14 protein-coding genes are annotated in these 15,886 nt (G+C 56.5%); 5 read left to right on the forward strand and 9 right to left on the reverse strand.

Annotation, left to right across the window (positions count from 1 at the left end; genetic code table 11):
• Nucleotides 1-112 precede the first annotated feature (112 nt).
• Complete coding sequence (locus G6M89_RS17090) at nucleotides 113-937, forward strand: SDR family oxidoreductase (protein WP_165163087.1); 825 nt, start codon at nucleotides 113-115, stop codon at nucleotides 935-937.
• A 501-nt stretch (nucleotides 938-1,438) separates the two neighbouring features.
• Here the strand turns inward: G6M89_RS17090 and G6M89_RS17095 are convergent.
• The 5 genes from G6M89_RS17095 to G6M89_RS17115 form a co-directional block, all read right to left on the reverse strand.
• Nucleotides 1,439-2,476: an NAD(P)/FAD-dependent oxidoreductase gene (locus tag G6M89_RS17095; RefSeq protein ID WP_165163088.1), complete on the reverse strand. Its 1,038-nt coding sequence runs from the start codon at nucleotides 2,474-2,476 to the stop codon at nucleotides 1,439-1,441.
• On the reverse strand, nucleotides 2,473-2,832 hold the full coding sequence (trxA, locus tag G6M89_RS17100) for a thioredoxin (protein ID WP_165163089.1): 360 nt from the start codon (nucleotides 2,830-2,832) through the stop codon (nucleotides 2,473-2,475). The genes G6M89_RS17095 and trxA overlap by 4 nt, the downstream gene beginning before the upstream one ends.
• 321 nt (nucleotides 2,833-3,153) lie before the next feature.
• The gene (locus tag G6M89_RS17105; protein WP_165163090.1) at nucleotides 3,154-5,004 is read right to left on the reverse strand and encodes a cation:proton antiporter; all 1,851 of its coding nucleotides are present in this window, start codon (nucleotides 5,002-5,004) and stop codon (nucleotides 3,154-3,156) included.
• Between the two features lie 67 nt (nucleotides 5,005-5,071).
• The gene (locus G6M89_RS17110) at nucleotides 5,072-6,094 is read right to left on the reverse strand and encodes a sulfite exporter TauE/SafE family protein (RefSeq protein ID WP_165163091.1); all 1,023 of its coding nucleotides are present in this window, start codon (nucleotides 6,092-6,094) and stop codon (nucleotides 5,072-5,074) included.
• Nucleotides 6,095-6,097: 3 nt separating this feature from the next.
• Entirely contained in the window at nucleotides 6,098-6,244 is a 147-nt protein-coding gene (locus tag G6M89_RS17115; protein ID WP_165163092.1) for a hypothetical protein, read from the reverse strand.
• Nucleotides 6,245-6,583: 339 nt separating this feature from the next.
• On the opposite strand from G6M89_RS17115, the gene G6M89_RS17120 reads away from it, so the two are divergent.
• Complete coding sequence (locus tag G6M89_RS17120) at nucleotides 6,584-7,417, forward strand: universal stress protein (RefSeq protein ID WP_165163093.1); 834 nt, start codon at nucleotides 6,584-6,586, stop codon at nucleotides 7,415-7,417.
• Nucleotides 7,418-7,641: 224 nt separating this feature from the next.
• Nucleotides 7,642-8,277, forward strand: coding sequence for a vitamin K epoxide reductase family protein (locus G6M89_RS17125; protein WP_165163094.1), 636 nt, complete (start codon nucleotides 7,642-7,644; stop codon nucleotides 8,275-8,277).
• A gap of 122 nt (nucleotides 8,278-8,399) precedes the next feature.
• Here G6M89_RS17125 and G6M89_RS17130 read toward each other — a convergent pair whose 3' ends face one another.
• The 3 genes from G6M89_RS17130 to G6M89_RS17140 all read right to left on the reverse strand — a co-directional run bounded on the left by G6M89_RS17130 (nucleotide 8,400) and on the right by G6M89_RS17140 (nucleotide 12,502).
• A complete protein-coding gene (locus G6M89_RS17130; protein ID WP_165163095.1) occupies nucleotides 8,400-9,647 on the reverse strand; it encodes an ATP-binding protein in 1,248 nt (415 codons plus the stop codon).
• A gap of 133 nt (nucleotides 9,648-9,780) precedes the next feature.
• On the reverse strand, nucleotides 9,781-10,335 hold the full coding sequence (locus G6M89_RS17135; RefSeq protein WP_165163096.1) for a class I SAM-dependent methyltransferase: 555 nt from the start codon (nucleotides 10,333-10,335) through the stop codon (nucleotides 9,781-9,783).
• A 136-nt stretch (nucleotides 10,336-10,471) separates the two neighbouring features.
• Complete coding sequence (locus G6M89_RS17140; RefSeq protein WP_165163097.1) at nucleotides 10,472-12,502, reverse strand: heavy metal translocating P-type ATPase; 2,031 nt, start codon at nucleotides 12,500-12,502, stop codon at nucleotides 10,472-10,474.
• 145 nt (nucleotides 12,503-12,647) lie between these two features.
• Here G6M89_RS17140 and G6M89_RS17145 point away from each other — a divergent pair, with 145 nt between their 5' ends.
• Complete coding sequence (locus G6M89_RS17145; protein ID WP_165163098.1) at nucleotides 12,648-13,091, forward strand: co-chaperone YbbN; 444 nt, start codon at nucleotides 12,648-12,650, stop codon at nucleotides 13,089-13,091.
• A gap of 242 nt (nucleotides 13,092-13,333) precedes the next feature.
• On the opposite strand, the gene G6M89_RS17150 is transcribed toward G6M89_RS17145, so the two are convergent.
• The gene (locus G6M89_RS17150; protein ID WP_165163099.1) at nucleotides 13,334-14,575 is read right to left on the reverse strand and encodes an MBL fold metallo-hydrolase; all 1,242 of its coding nucleotides are present in this window, start codon (nucleotides 14,573-14,575) and stop codon (nucleotides 13,334-13,336) included.
• 453 nt (nucleotides 14,576-15,028) lie between these two features.
• Between G6M89_RS17150 and G6M89_RS17155 the strand changes: the two genes are divergently transcribed.
• Nucleotides 15,029-15,832, forward strand: coding sequence for an IclR family transcriptional regulator (locus G6M89_RS17155; RefSeq protein WP_165163100.1), 804 nt, complete (start codon nucleotides 15,029-15,031; stop codon nucleotides 15,830-15,832).
• Nucleotides 15,833-15,886: the final 54 nt, after the last annotated feature.

Here is a 15,886-nt window from a genome sequence, read left to right on the forward strand (position 1 = left end):
AAATGAAATTTTTCTGGTGTTTTTGGAGATACCTAAGAGATCTGGTTTAATTTTCCCGCTGTAAAGAAACATGCCAACACATACGTATTGGTGGTCGTAACCTCCGTCCACAATGAGCGACACCGGTGAGTTCGATATTAGCGGTAAGGTTTGTATCATAACAGGTGGATCGGGTGTACTCGGCTCAGAAATGGCGACTGCGATTGGTGAGCGCGGGGCAACAGTCGTACTCCTCGCTCGCGGTGAGGAAAAACTCGAGGCAGCAAGCGATAGCCTCGAGGAGCAGGATATTGAGCATATGACGATCCCAGCGTCAGTACTCGACCGTGCAGAACTAGAGGCAGCAGCTGAGACGGTCGTCGACGAGTACGGTCGTATTGATGTACTAATCAACGGTGCCGGGGGCAATCACCCGGATGCGACGACGGGCGAGGAAACGTCCTTCTTCGACCTTCCGAAAGACGGCCTCGAGCAGGTAATGAACGTCAATTTCGTTGGGACGGTGCTCGCCTCACAGGCGTTCGGCGAGTACATGGTCGAGCAGGGTGAGGGGTGTATCCTGAATATCTCCTCGATGACCGCTGTCACGCCGCTGACCAAGATACCGGGCTACTCCGGTGCGAAGGCGGCAGTGTCGAATTTCACTGAATGGCTGGCAGTTCATATGGCCCAGGAGTATTCACCAGACATCCGCGTCAACGCAATCGCCCCTGGCTTTTTCCTCACCGAACAGAACCGCTATCTGTTGATCAATGAGGACACTGGCGAGTACACCGACCGCGGACAGTCGATTATCGACCACACACCACAGAACCGCTTTGGTGACCCGGAAGACCTCTCAACAACTGTTTGCTGGTTGCTCGCCCCCGGCTCCGCGTTCGTCACTGGAACCGTCATTCCAGTTGATGGTGGATTTTCGGCGTTCAGCGGCGTGTAATTGTATTGGAGCCATCAAAATTCAGCGCTGCTCTGGCGTTCGGTCCACGGTGACTCCGGCCACTCGAGTCCCCCTATTGACTTGCGATCACGAGCGGCCGGATCGCCAGCAGGTGCCAGTGACCGACGGGCCAGTGAGTGGAGCCCAACGCGGGAGCACTGGCCCAGCCGGATGGCACCTATCTGGGTGAACGGTTGCCGGATCTGGTGTGTGCCTCTGACGATGTGGTGATCCGGCATCAGACCATTCGAGTCAGCAGGCCTAACTGTGGGGGGTGACTAGTCAGCCTCGGGTGCACCGTCCATTGAATGCGGACACACAAATCTACTAGCTCTGTCAGCGACTATGAAGTAAAACACAATCAAGAACCCTTCGCTGGCTGAAATAGGTACCCATTACATCTATTGTGGGAATTATATCTGTTTCAGCTATTATAGAATTTTATCACTATGTAGCTATTGCTAGGTGGCGAGGAGGTCCCAATACTTCGCCAAGAGACGCCTAGTCGTCGAGTTTGACTTCGACAACTGGCTGTAAATCTCGGGTGGTGCCCCGAGTATCGAGCCACGCTTCAGCGTCGAGTGCGGCCATGCTCCCAGTTCCAGCGGCCGTAATCGCCTGGCGATAGTCTGGGTCCATCACATCACCTGCACCAAAGACACCCTCGACGGCAGTCTCGGTCGTCATCCCAGGTTCGGTTCGAAGGTAGCCGTCCTCCTCGAGTTCGACGGGCGTCTCCGCAAGGAACTCCGTGTTCGGGACGTGGCCGACACCATAGAAGATGCCGCCAACGTCGACGGTTTCGCGCTCGACTGCGAGACCTGACTCGAGTTTGTCCGTTGGATGGCCATCGGGGTGGTGGACCAGCGTTGCACCGGTAACGCCGTGTTCCTGAGAGCCCTGTATCTCGAGTAGTTCAGTGTTCCAGCGGAACTCGATCGCATCGTGGTCGCGGGCCCGTTGAGCCATGATGTCCGACGCACGGAGTTCGTCGCGGCGGTGGACAACCGTCACGCTGTCGGCGAACTTCGCGAGGAAGAGCGCTTCCTCCATCGCCGAGTCGCCACCGCCGATGACGAGGACATCGTCACCACGGTGGAACGCACCGTCACAGGTGGCACACGTCGACAGGCCATAGCCCATCAGATCATCTTCGCCGTCAGCGCCAACCCAGCGCGCGCTTGCACCGGTCGCGACGATCAGGGCACGCGTTCGCAGCGTCTCACCGGTTGCCAACTCGAGTTCGAACGGGTGCTCCTCGAGGCTGGCAGTCTCGACAGTTCCGTGGGCGAACTCGGCTCCGAAACGCGACGCTTGCTCCTTGCCATTCTGGATGAGTTCCATCCCGCCGACCCCCTCTGGGAAGCCGAGATAGTTCTCGACGTCGGTCGTCAGCGTGAGCTGGCCGCCGGGCTCGGGCCCCTCGAGGACGAGTGGCTTGAGATCTGCACGAGCGGTGTAGACGGCAGCCGAGAGACCGGCAACGCCGGAGCCGACAATGACGACATCTCGAACGTCCGGTGTCGTGTCCGTACTCATTCGCTGTGGGTTTCGATGAGCGTCTGCAGTCGGTCAGCCGGCAACGCACCGGTGTGTTGTTCGACCTGTTCACCGTCGACGTACAGGATCAGCGTTGGGACGCCGCGAACGCCGTACGCACTGGCCAGTTGTGGATGCTGGTCGACATCGACTTTGGCGATGGTCCCTTCCGTCTTTCTCGCGAGGTCATCGAGGACCGGCTCGAGCATCTTGCACGGTCCACACCACTCCGCAAAGAAATCTACGAGGACGACATCGTGGCTCGCGACGACTTCGTCGAGGTGATCTTTTCCGTCAATGTGGAGCGGTTCTACCGGAGATTGTGGCGTTGATCCACTGTTGACATCAGTTGTCATCACTCCTTTCTACGAGCTGAGAGTGTTTAAAGGTTTTGCGTGTATTGCACAATAGAGTGGACAATAGTGCGTCACAATAGACGGCCAGACTGGCCAGAAATACGTGAGGAGTACGCGACTCGAGAGAGGGGTTCCAGAAAGGGGGCACAAAACGCTTGAAAGAGGAGTATGCGCCTGGAGAGGTTGATGGCAATAACACTCTCCTAAATGCATTTCAAAATCCAAGGAGTGGGTGCGAAACGCAGTTGTGTCCAAATTGGGCAACCAAGTTCGGGAGATCCAACGCGACAAACTGCAGCCATCAAGATCAGACCGGCGCGCTCAATCGTGTGGATGGAACCGCTTGCTGGCACGGTCAACTGCATCCGTTTGGCCGAGGAACGTCACCCGATCGCCATCGCGCAGTTCGTGATCGCCCGTCGGGACTTCGGTCGCACCGTCTCGGTGAGTGAGCAAACCGACGATAACACCATCTGGGATTTCAGCATTGAGTTCGGCGATTGTCTTTCCGACGAGGTCCGTTGCCGTTACTTCGATCTCCTGGACGTCACCAGTCCGTCCGAGTTCGTTCATCCACGCCGACAGCGACGGCCGCTCGAGGACGTTCTCGAGTGACCATGCGGTCGCCATCGAGAGGTCAATCGCACGAACACCGAGTGATTCGAACGCATCGACGTTGTCCGGTTGGTTGACTCTCGAGGCAACAGTATCGACGTCGAAGGTCGTCTTCGCAAGTTGGCAAACCAACAGGTTAACGTCGTCATCAGGCGTCGTCGCGATGACCGCTTTCGCGTTGTCGGCAGCCGCCGTCTCGAGGACGGAAGCGTCAGTTCCATCGCCCTCGAGGGCGGTAAGACCACGTTTTCGGGCTGTTTTGACTGCGGTGGAGTCGTGATCGACGAGCAGTACGTTTTCGCCATCCTGTTCGAGCCGTTCTGCAAGCGAGAGGCCGACTCGGCCCCCGCCGATGAGTATCGTACGCATTGGTGAAATGTTGAGGTAGTGTGCGAGTTGTCGTGCGAGGCCGGCCTGAAGGACGACCGTCGCGAAGATGATGAGAAAGACGGTGCCGGCGAGCAACTGCGCCTCTTGTGGCCGACCGAGTGTTTGCAACTCGACGGCAAACAGTGTGGCGACGCTGGCGGGGATAATTCCCCGTGGGCCAACAGCGCTGAGGAACAGTCGCTCATTGCGGGTGAACCGCTCGTTCGTCGTCGAGAGGTAGATGACGGCCGGCCGAAGCACCAACGTGACTGCGATGACGATGGCAATGCCAGCCAGTCCGAGCGCGCGGATATCCGCAAAGTCGATCAACGCCGCCAGCGCGACAAAGACGAACGAGAGGACGACGACCGAAAGATCGTCGAGGAAATCGATTACGTCCTCGTGGTAGGGAAGGTCGACGTTCCCGAGCACGAAGCCGGCCATCGCAGCCGCAGCGATTCCCGTCTCGCTGGCGATCGTTTCGGCCCCGGCATAGGCAACGACAATCCCCGCAAGAACAATCAACCGAGCGTGCAACGGCGCTGCACAGGGCCTGGAACCACCGTAATCGAGGACCAGCCAGACGAGGCCAGCGATAGTCGCACCGACTGCGAGCCCGACAAACAGCCGTGTGATGAAATCACCGACGAGTGCGGCCGGCGTTCCGTTCCCGGCGATGAGAACCTCGAAAACGACGACAACCAAAATTGCCGCTGTCACGTCATTGAGTATCCCCTCGCCCTCGAGTACGGCCGCGACGTGATCCCGGACAGTAACGACCTGCAGGATGGGGCCGATTACCGTCGGCCCGGTGGCGATCAACAGCGCGCCGACCAACAGGCCAACCTCGAGACTGGTCTCGAGGAACACGACAACTGCAGCAGCGGTCCCGAGCCACGTAATCGCCGCGCCGACGGTGACGAGACGGATGAGCGCCGTTGGACTCTCACGCAGTTTCTCGAGACGGAGGTGATAGCTGCCCTCGAAGAGGATGATCGCGACACTCACGCCGACCATCGCCGAGAGGCCGCCACCGAACGTCTCTCGAGAGACGAGTCCGAGCACTTCGGGACCGATTGCGATTCCGGCGACGATCAGAAAGAGGACACTCGGAATCTGGAGTCGGTCTGCAAGAACTCGAGAGGCGACGCCGAGGGCGAGCACGAGCGCGACCGTCGCGACGAGCATCACGAGTGACTACGCCCGTTTGTGGCGTTATCAATCGCGAAATCCATGCTGTTCATCACCGGAGACATCAGTCACCACTGTTGGAAGTTGGCTGCGTCCGTGTATCGTCCTCGTTGAGCGACGTGAACACCTGATAGAGAATCATCAAGGCCACAAAGAACGACGACCCAACGAGCAGGAGGACGCTGACCAGATCGAGCGCGCCCGTCCCTAGCCAGTTCGCGAGTTCGCTGAGGGCAATACCGACGCTCGCGAGCACCATCATTAGTCCGAAGTAGATGATCACGTCGTCCTCGTCGACGATTGTGGTCGCTGCCGAGCCGATTCTGGCACCGAGTGCGCTGCCGACCAGCAGCAGGGAAACGACTGTCAGGTCGACACTACCGGACATGCCGTAGGTGAAGGTACCGAAGGCTCCTGAGAACAACCCGGCAAACAGGCTCGTGCCAACTGCGGCCGTCAACGGCGTCCCGATGAGATAGTAGATCGCGGGCATACGGATGAATCCGCCGCCAACGCCGATCAGGCCCGATACGAGACCGACGCTCCCACCGGCCCCCGTAATCGTCCACACGGATGCACGACCGCCCGAAGACAGCGAAATCATTGGAGGGACGGTGTACGACTGTATTTTTGTGGCGATTGGAGGGATCTCTTCGTCATCGACGTCGTCCTCGTCAACATCGTCATCGATGTTGTAGGCTCGTCGCAAGAACAGCGCACCGATACCTGCAAGCAGGACGACGTACGCAATTCCCGTGACAAGGTTGGCGATTCCAAGCGCCTCGAGACCGAACACGAGTCGACTCCCAAGTTCAATCCCGACCGAGAGGACGACGAACAGAATCGCACCGAGTTTGTAATCAACCTGCCCGACGTCGTAGTGTTTCAACACGGCGATCACGGACGTGCCAAAGTAAAACGCCAACCCACTACCGATTGCGACCGACGCGGGATAATCAAGCAACAGCAGCGTTGGTGTGATCAGGAACGATCCACCCATACCGAAGAATCCGAAGAGGACACCGACCATAAAGCCGAAGCTGACGAACAGCACCAGCAGGGTCAAGCTGAGTCCCAGTAATTCCATCGATTAGGCGTCCATGACGGTTTTGAGCAGTGGCTGTGCGATTCGCTCGAGGATGCCGTAGCCGGCATAGAGGAGAACCGCCTGAACGAAGACGGCACCAACGAGGAGTGTGGCCTGTACTGGCCCAGGCAAGGCAGCGGACTCGATCATGCGTCTCGACCTCCGAGTTCTGTCGGTTGTGTGCAGATCATGGATTGCTACTCACCTATCACTACCCGGAGCGAGTGTATAACGCTTTTGGGATCACAGAGCAATATTACTGCAACCTATGTAACGGCTATCCAACGGAAATATCTCCATACGTTATTGAAATATAGGGCCTACGTGAGACGACTCGAGATTCTATAGCGCGACATCCCAGATCAAAACCAACGTGTTCCTCAATGTATCACCGGTGATTACAGTACAGCACACACGCTCGAGTGGGTGAGGCCTACATCTGTATTGACTAACCCAAACAATATTATATCGTCAGTGCTTAGAGCCGGTATGAAAGCGGTACTCGCTACTGACCTCTCTGCTGCCAGCGAGGCAACTATCGAGAACGAGACCTGTCTCGAGTGTCTGGGCCGAATCGGGGTCAACGAGATGCATCTTGTGACCGTGATTCCGTCGAACGTCCATCGCGGAATGCCCGGGATTGACTTTGAGAAGCGGCGACGGAACGCAATCAGAAAATACGAACGAGTCATCGAAGACGCCGGCTTCGACGTTGAAACGCACGTCGTCCGCGGCACGCCACATCGCCGCATTCGGGGAATCGCCGAAACGATCGGGGCAAGTCTCACGCTTGTCGGCTCGCGCGGGAAGAGTCCACTCGAGAACCGGGTCATTGGGTCGACGGCGCGCAACCTCGCGCGGACGACCGAGACGCCGTTACTCGTCAATCGAATCGAGAGAGAAGCTGAGAATCCAGCTGTCGTCAGACAGCACCTCTTTCAGCGCATGCTGTACGCGACGGACTTCTCCACAAACGCAGACCATGCGTTCGAGACATTTTCTTATCTCCGACACGCAACCCAAGAAGCAACCCTCGTCCACGTCGAGACACCAAAAGATCCGGATCCATCAGATGCCGATCCCACCGCACGACTCGAGGAGTTAGCAACCCAACTCGAGGAGTGGGATATCGAGACGCGAGTCGAACGTCGACAGGGTGATCCAGCCGACGAAATCCTCGCTGTCGAAGACGCTGTTGATCCCACGACGATCCTCGTTGGTTCGCGCGGGCATAGTCGACTTCGCCGACTCCTGCTCGGGAGCGTTTCAGAAGATCTCGTCGCTCGAGCAACCGGCAACGTGATGCTCGTTCCGCCTGCGTAACCGTTGGACAGCCATACTGGCCCTGGTTTTGCCCTCTTTCCACAATTACATGCGATAGAAAAGTCTCAAATATATCCATAGCATCGTCCAAATCCGCTATTTGACCAGTTCGAGACCAGTAGACAGGATAGTATTGCTCTCAAGAGATCCCGTTGGATGCCCCCTTCATAGAATTGGGAAGAGTGCACAACACTTTTGTACTGGGGCAGCCAACGCAGTATTGTATGTCAACAGAAATCCAGAGGTCCATGGCGTTCGATTACGACTGGGAGTACTCGCCGCGCGTAGCAACGTTATTCGGAGCCTTCGCGCTTGTTGCAGTTATTGGCTGGCTCGTGACAGTGATGCTGACAGCGATACACTTGTTCGCTATCCCCGCAATTCCAGCTGACGCACCGGTGCAAGGGAGCATCGAAGTGATCACGAGTCCATGGGCCTACGTCTTCGGCATTCCACTGGCAACCCTCGGTGGCTTCTACTACCTGACAACGATCGGGCTCGCACTCTGGTGGTTCGACACCCGACACCCGCTGCTCATCAAGATCCTGACGCCAATTACGGCAAGCGGCGTCGTGTTCTCGACGTACTTCGTCTACTTGCAACTGGGCGTCATCGGTGAGATCTGCCCGTTCTGCATGGTGTCCGCCGCGGCGACAGTCATCTTGTTCGCCCTCGAGATAGTGATCCTCCGTAAGAGCACAACGCCGTCACTGTCCAGTATGAGCAGCGACCTAGGTCGCGTCCTCGCGGGGACGAACTACGCAATCGTGCTCGTGCCAGTCTTCATGGGACTGGTGACGATTGCCGGAATGTTCATCGTGCCCCTGCTCCCACTGCCGGACGCCGTCCAGTTCGTCTAGACGGTCTTTCAGGCGTTTTCGGTCGATCAAATTCTCGCGAGCCATTGCTCTCGAGAGTCGAGTACGGGAGCGGCGAATCCGTGTCGGTCGTCAGAACGTTACGATGGAACGCACCGTCAAACTCACGCGTCTTCGTGACCAGTCGGTTCTGCGTTCGGTCGCGGTGCCCGATCGGAATCACCTGTTCCGGCTGCGGGAAGCGTGATCAAAATCGTCGTTCCCTCGCCGGGTTCGGAGTCAACCCAGATCCGGCCACCATGGCGCTCGACGACTCGTTTGCACAGTGCCAGGCCAATACCGGTCCCGGCGTGTTCCTCCTGTGTATGAAGTCGCTGAAACACCTCGAAGATTCGCTCCTGATCCGCTGGATCAATACCGATCCCGTTGTCGCTAACAGCGATGACCCAATCGTCGCTGCCGATGTTGACAGTGTCGTCGGGCTGTTGTGAAGGCCGTGGCGACTCACCTCGCTTCGCATCGATCTCAATCCGTGGCGACGCGTCCTCCATGTTACTGTACTCGATCGCGTTCGTGAGGAGGTTTTGAAACAGTTGCCGAAGCTGTCTCGCATCGCCGTCAACACGTGGCAGTTCGGACCACTCGAGTTCAGCGTGAGATTCCTCAATACAGAATTCGAGGTCCTTGCAGACATCGTCGAGCACCGCCTCGAGCGAGACGGGTTCGAACGGTTCTCCCTGTGTATCCACCCGCGAATACTGGAGCAGACCATCGATCATTTCTGTCATTCGTTCGGAACCGTCGACCGCGTACTCGAGGAACTCCGTCGCGTCCTCGTCCAGCTCGTCACCATAGCGCTTGTCGATCAGTTGCAGATAGTTCGAGATCATCCGAAGCGGTTCCTGGAGGTCATGGCTCGCAGCGTAGGCAAACTGTTCGAGTCGCTCGTTTGAGTCCTCGAGGCGTGCCTGTACCTGTTCGAGTTGTCTATTTTGGTGCTCGAGTTCGAGTTCTCGGGTCTTCGCACGCGCGTCGAAAGTACCAACGGCGAAGCCGGCAACCCCAGCGAATCCGGTGAGAATCGGCAACGATCGCTGCGGTTCGGAGAGGCCAATCCCAGGCTGAACGTGATAGAGCGCGAGAATAGCGAGCATCACGGCGATTCCAGCGAGTGTACGACTGAAGATATCATGATGGAACTGCGACGCAATATCGGTTTGTGGAAGACGATACCCACCGACTATCAGGACGAGACCGGAACCGGTGATAAAGGCGAACGTTACGAGGACAGAACTGAGCGACTCGTCGTGTGAGGTGGGAACAAATGCGGTCACGATCGCAACGAGAACATAGAACACCCCGAGCGCGTAAACAAGGTGTTTCCCGCTGATCGAAATAGACCACAGAGACATTAGTTATGATTATTGGAGGAGGATCAGTATAACAGTTGTGTGCGAGTTTTATCGACGGCCAAGGCGAAAACCCCGAGGCGATTCACGGGGTGGGTGAATGGGCCGGTCAACCGGCAGACAGCTCGGTAACACGTTATCGACGAGCAACGACTGCTAGCGTCTCCGGACGGTTATGAATTCGCTCGACAGTAAAATCTGCATCCTCGAGGTGTGCGACAACGTCGCTGACATTAAATCGCTCATCAATATCAGGTCCGTCGTCTCCTGTTCCATCGCCAGACCAGTCAACAGTCACAAGACGGCCATCCGGGCGGATCACCCGGGCGAGTTCCACCATCGTCTCATCCGTGGCGTACTCGTGATGGGTCATCGTCGAGAACGCACCGTCTAGTTCGTCGTCATCGAATGGCAGTGAGTCAACACCGGCTGTCACCAGTTCAACGTTCTCGAGCAGACCCGCTTCGCGGTGATACTCGTGCATCGCTTCCTGGACGTCGACTGCATACAGGGTATCGACAAACGGAGCCACATCGCGCGAGTAGAATCCAGTTCCTGAACCCAAGTCTGCAACGACAGCGTCGGAATCGAGTCCAAGCATCTCGAGTAGTTCCTCGCGTGAGCAAAAGCGGTATCGCGATGGGTCCTCGAGTTTGTCGGCACGTTCGATTGGAAACGTATGGAATCCCATGTGCATGCATTTGGGCTCCATGCACAAGAATGCATGTTTGTCTGATCGAGGAGAGAAGTTGCTCCGCAACTGTTGTCGTTCGGTATCGTGATCCGACTGGCCAAACGAGATCCGGAAAACGCTACACCCCTCTGTATTAGCCATCGAAAGCGAGTAGCCGCAACCCAATTAGACTGACGAGGACGGTCGATCCCTCATGTCCAATCACTGCAATTGGGAGTGGAATACCGGCGGTGAGAATTGCGATTACCATAACCGCAATTGCACCGAACGCGATAGCGAAATTGATGTACAGTGTGCGTTTCGTTTCGTTGCTGAGTGCAAACGCGTAGGGGAGGCGATCGAGTTTGTCCGACATAAGGACGATATCGGCCGTCTCGAGAGCGACATCGGTCCCAGCCCCACCCATACCAATGCTGATATCTGCCGTCGCAAGCGCAGGCGCATCGTTGACCCCATCACCGACCATCGCAACGGCCTCGTGGCGTTCCTGTAACGCTTCGACGTGTTCGACTTTCTCTTCGGGGAGTAACGCTGCGTAGACCTCGTCAATCCCGAGTTCGTCAGCAATGTACTGAGCGACTCGCTCGTTGTCCCCAGTGAGCATGACGATCTGTTCGACGCCGCGCTCGCGGAGCTGGTCGATCATCTCGGCCGCATCAGGCCGGATCGTATCGGTGAAAGCGAGCCAACCGAGGACGGTACAGTGGTCATCAGCGGGTTCGCGTACGACAAGAACGCTCGTCTTTCCGTGAGATTCGAGATCACGGACGGCCTCGAGTCCAACCTCTCGGCCGTCTATCGAGCATCCGCCCAGAACGGTCTCGATGTACCGTGGATTTCCGATATGAATCGTCTGTCCGTCGACGGTTGCATGGACCCCTTTCCCGACGACTGCGTCAAACTCACTCGAGTCGGGAATCTCGAGATTGCGCTCCGCAGCTACCTCAACGGTTGCGTCAGCAAGATGGTGTTCCGATCGTGACTGGACAGCTGCTGCAAGCGCCAACAGTTGATCATCGGTCGACATTCCGCCGTCAACCCACTCCTCGAGCAAATTGGGTTCAACAGAGCCTCCATCAGTGGCAGGAAAGGCGGCCTCACGTGCGGTCACATCGGTGAGACGAGTGTTCCCTTCGGTCAGTGTCCCTGTCTTATCGAATGCGATTGCGTCGACGTTTCCAGCAGTTTCGATGTGCTCACCACCTTTGAACAAAACACCCTGTCGGCCACCAGCAGAGATCGCCGATAGAACGGCTGCTGGCGTCGAAATGATGACTGCACACGGGGATGCGGCGACCATGAGCGTCATCGCACGGTAGAACGTCGGCTCGAACGCGTGATTCAATAGCGTGAGCGGGAGAGCAATCGCAACCACCGTCATTGCAAAGACGCCGAGCACGTAGGGTTGCTCGAATCGGTCGATGAGTTGCTGTGTCGGTGCTCGCTTCTCTTGGGCTCGCTCAACCATCTGGATCAGCCGGGAGATCGCCGACTCCGTCGCCTCTCGCGTGACCCGTACCTCGAGACTGCCCGTCTCGTTGATCGTCCCGCTGAACACCTCGTCACCGGGCGATTTGGCCACGGGAATCGATTCACCAGTGAGCGAAGACTGATCGACCGTACTCTCACCGGTTTCGACGACGCCATCGAGAGGCAGTCGATCACCTGGTCGAACAACGAACACGTCTCCGATGTTGACGTCGTCGATCGGTGTCGTTATTTCCGTCCCATCACGAAGGATGCGGGCCGACTCTGGTCGCATCTCGACCAGTGACTTGATCGCGGTTCGTGAACGACCGATGGCGTACTCCTCGAGAACGCCAGACAGGGAAAACAGAAACAACAACATCGCGCCTTCAAACGGCGCACCGATATAGAGCGCACCGAGTGCGGCGACGATCATCAACAGGTCGATCTCTACTGCAGGCTCTCGCAGTGCCGCAATGCTTGCTTTGAGACCGTACCAACCGCCAAAGACGTACGCACCGGCGTAACAGCTCCAAACAACCCACAGTGGCGCACCGGTCCAACTCCCAACGAGCCCGCCGATCATCCCCAAAAACGTGAGAGCAACGAAAAGCCCCTGACGCCTGATGTTCAGGCGTGCAGCCAGCCCCTGTGACTCGTCAACGCCAGCTGACGTGGGACTCGAGTGTGTCTCCATACGGCCTGTTCGGAGCCAGTATGAATAAGCGTTAACGTAGGTTGATACGCGTTGGAACTGCCAAAACGAGGCTGTCAATCACTTCGGACGGTACAGTCTTGTCCACACCACACAATTTATGGGCAACGAGTCCGTACAGTTGCGTATGAGCGACTCACTCGAGGATGAACGAGCGCAGATTCGTGAACAGAAAAAACGAGAACTCCAGCAACGCCTCGAGAACGGTGGTGAGTTGGGAGCAGACGAACCCGCCACTACAACGCCGTCCGAGCCAATTTCAATAAAGGGACAGTCCCATTTTGAGGAGGTCATCAACGCGCATACCGTCGTCCTCGTCGACTGTTATGCCGATTGGTGTGGTCCCTGCCAGATGCTCGAGCCAACAATCGAGGCGCTCGCCGAAGAAAGCGATGCCGCCGTCGCGAAGGTCGACGTCGACCAGCATCAAGTACTTGCCCAGCAACTGGGTGCACAGGGCGTGCCGACCCTTGTACTCTATGCCGATGGCGAGCCTGTCGAACGAACAGTTGGGGCACAAACGAAAGGACAACTCGAGGGCCTGATCGAGCGCCACAGCAGCCAGCAGTGATCGGTACTTATAGTAGCCACTGAAAGTCAATGCACACCTGATCGCACGACGGCTGTGTGATCAGTGTGTAAATAGTTTCAGTTGTTACTATAGTCGGATCGATACCGAGTCGGATACAAAATGAGCAGTAACGGACACTAGTCAGCGCTTGCCGGGGACGCTTCCGAGGCAGTACGCTGGCTGCGCCAGTAGCCCTGAAGATACGCGCCAATGAACAGTGGCTATTCAGGTACTGTGTAGCGTTAGTCACCAGCCAACGATTCCTGGCTGGCAGCGCAGTTGTTCGGCCCGAGCTCGAGTTCGAACGCTTCCTCGTCATCGGTCTCCTGCTGGCCAAGGTTCGTCGCGATGATCTCCTCATAGTTGGCCGGACGAGGCGGCATGTCCGAGAGGATCAGTTCGACGAACTCGGCTTCATCCATCGTGAGCGCAGCCATGTTTGCCTCGAGGTCGCCGATCGTAGCTGTGTAGGTGCCGTCGTCGGCGGGAACCGCCGAGTCGCTGACGTGTGCCCCGCCGATGAGGGTATCTTCGGGTAGTGAGAGCACGCGCTCTTGCAGTGATTCATAGAGCTGTTTCGCAGCGTTTTCAGCGCCCGCATCACCCTCTTCGAGGTCGGGGCGGGCAACACTTTCAATGAACAGCCCGTCACCAGTGAGGAGCGCTTCGCCGTCGATCAGGTACGAAGTCATCCCGGAGGTGTGGCCAGGCGTATAAATAGTCTCGATCGTCACGTTACCCACCTGGAACTCGTCGCCATCGTCGGCCACCGTTACATCGTCAGCGTAGGTGACTCCCCGGTCGACTGCGGCCGCTGGAACAACACCTTCAACACCCGCTTCGGCCAGATTTCGAACGCCCGAAATGTGATCTGCGTGGATGTGCGTGTCAATTGCGTATTCCAGTGCTGCACCGAGTTCGTCGGCGTCCTGTCGAGTTTGCGAGACAGGGTTCGCGGAACTCAGTTCTGCGGTGTCCTCGAGATACCGATCCGTAAACGCACGAAGTGGATCGATGACAGCCGCTTCGCCGCCATCGACGACGAGGTAGCCGAGACAGCCAGACGACGGGCGCTGATACTGATACAGCGTTCCGCCGCCGTTGTAGCGTTCGACCTCGACACGCTCGTAGATACGTGCCCAGCCGTTCATTCCCTCCTCGAGGTGATTCACATCGTAGCCACGCTCTTTGAGCGAACCGGCGACGAACTCGCTGGCACCACCTTTCGCACAGAGTACCGTCACTTCACGGTCATCGGGAACCTGTGCGAGAACGTCGTCATCGATATCCTCATCGAGGAAATGAAAATACGGCACATTGATTGACTCAATGTTTTCACCATCAATCTTCCACTCATCGTAGTTCGACTTCATTCGCGCGTCAAGAAGCGTAACAGACGTTCCCGAGTCGATACGGCTTTTCAATGTAGCTGGCATCACCGATTCGATGTCGACGTCCGGCGTTGGGAAGTCCATGTCGTCCATGTTGTACCTCCTCAGTACCATCCGTAACTACTTAATTCTTTGTGTAGTATTCCCCAAATTGAACAATATAGGAGCACCTATCAAAACAGCCAATCTGTGGGAAATACATCCCTGTACACCCGCATAGAGAGTGTCAACACTCTCAAACACCACAGAAACAGAACCGTTACACAATCATAGAGATCCTTTTATAGAGCGAGGTCGATATTGTGGATTAGTACCAATACAGGACAGATATACACCATGAGTTCGGAATACGAGACAACGGAAACACTCCTCGAGCATACCGAACCGAACGGCCTGTACACCCACTACGTCAAAAAGATCGCATAAGGCCAGAAACCCCAGTTAGTGTACCATGCCAGCGCTTGGAGTGGAACACGGGTAGTCATGACGTATTTAAATGTACAGTAGTACCGAATTTTTATATAGAGGAATCCGTTATGAGTGACTGTGACCTCCCAAACGGCGAAAACCACTGAACAATCACTGGCTATCATCGAGGCCATTCAAACCCTGGGCGGTGCGACACTCGAGGAGTTGACTGACGAACTCGATCGCTCGAGAAGTACAGTCCATCTCCACTTACGGACACTTCTCGATGAGGGGTACCTGACAAAAGAGGGAGCAGTGTATCATATCGGATTGCGATTTCTCAATCACGGCGAGTACGCCCGCTCGAGGAAAAAGGCCTACACGCTGGCAAAACAAACAGTGACGCAACTGGCTGATGAAATCGACGAGGAAGTCGAGTTTGTCGTTGAAAACAATAACCGTGGCATTCTCGTCCACGAATCGTTTCACCCAGATACTCACATTCCATCCAAAGAACGACACCTCTCAACGTCGCCCAGCGCTGCCGGGATCTATTACTATCTTCACAGCGTGGCAACTGGCAAAGCAATTCTCGCGGACCTCCCCGAGGAGCGTGTTAACGCGATTCTAGACGAAAGCGGACTTCCCAAGCAGACTGCCCAGACCATCACAGACCGGGAGGAACTGTTGGCAGATCTCGAGGCGGTTCGCGACCGCGGGATCGCATTCGCCGACGAAGAGTACGTTGACGGCCTCAGGGAGGTTGGTCGACGAGTCATGGCACCGGATGGAAGCGTCATCGGTGCGATTGCCATCATCGGCCCAACATACCGGTTTACAGATGACCGGTTCCGAAATGAATTGCCAAACATTCTTACAGAGCACGTCGATACCCTCGAGGCAGAAATTTCGGAGACTTATCTGGACGATTACCGGAAATAAATCAACCAGGCTGAATAAAACAAATGTCAACCTCGATCCTGAATATCAATATTT

Source organism: Natronolimnobius sp. AArcel1 (assembly GCF_011043775.1).
Lineage (GTDB): Archaea > Halobacteriota > Halobacteria > Halobacteriales > Natrialbaceae > Natronolimnobius.

Excerpts from the sequence above, each read along its gene's own strand:
- G6M89_RS17090 (WP_165163087.1), top strand. The coding sequence starts at position 113 with ATGAGCGACACCGGTGAGTTCGATATTAGCGGTAAGGTTTGTATCATA.
- G6M89_RS17095 (WP_165163088.1), bottom strand. The coding sequence starts at position 2,476 with ATGAGTACGGACACGACACCGGACGTTCGAGATGTCGTCATTGTCGGC.
- trxA (WP_165163089.1), bottom strand. The coding sequence starts at position 2,832 with ATGACAACTGATGTCAACAGTGGATCAACGCCACAATCTCCGGTAGAA.
- G6M89_RS17105 (WP_165163090.1), bottom strand. The coding sequence starts at position 5,004 with ATGCTCGTCGCGACGGTCGCGCTCGTGCTCGCCCTCGGCGTCGCCTCT.
- G6M89_RS17110 (WP_165163091.1), bottom strand. The coding sequence starts at position 6,094 with ATGGAATTACTGGGACTCAGCTTGACCCTGCTGGTGCTGTTCGTCAGC.
- G6M89_RS17115 (WP_165163092.1), bottom strand. The coding sequence starts at position 6,244 with ATGATCGAGTCCGCTGCCTTGCCTGGGCCAGTACAGGCCACACTCCTC.
- G6M89_RS17120 (WP_165163093.1), top strand. The coding sequence starts at position 6,584 with ATGAAAGCGGTACTCGCTACTGACCTCTCTGCTGCCAGCGAGGCAACT.
- G6M89_RS17125 (WP_165163094.1), top strand. The coding sequence starts at position 7,642 with ATGTCAACAGAAATCCAGAGGTCCATGGCGTTCGATTACGACTGGGAG.
- G6M89_RS17130 (WP_165163095.1), bottom strand. The coding sequence starts at position 9,647 with ATGTCTCTGTGGTCTATTTCGATCAGCGGGAAACACCTTGTTTACGCG.
- G6M89_RS17135 (WP_165163096.1), bottom strand. The coding sequence starts at position 10,335 with ATGGGATTCCATACGTTTCCAATCGAACGTGCCGACAAACTCGAGGAC.
- G6M89_RS17140 (WP_165163097.1), bottom strand. The coding sequence starts at position 12,502 with ATGGAGACACACTCGAGTCCCACGTCAGCTGGCGTTGACGAGTCACAG.
- G6M89_RS17145 (WP_165163098.1), top strand. The coding sequence starts at position 12,648 with ATGAGCGACTCACTCGAGGATGAACGAGCGCAGATTCGTGAACAGAAA.
- G6M89_RS17150 (WP_165163099.1), bottom strand. The coding sequence starts at position 14,575 with ATGGACGACATGGACTTCCCAACGCCGGACGTCGACATCGAATCGGTG.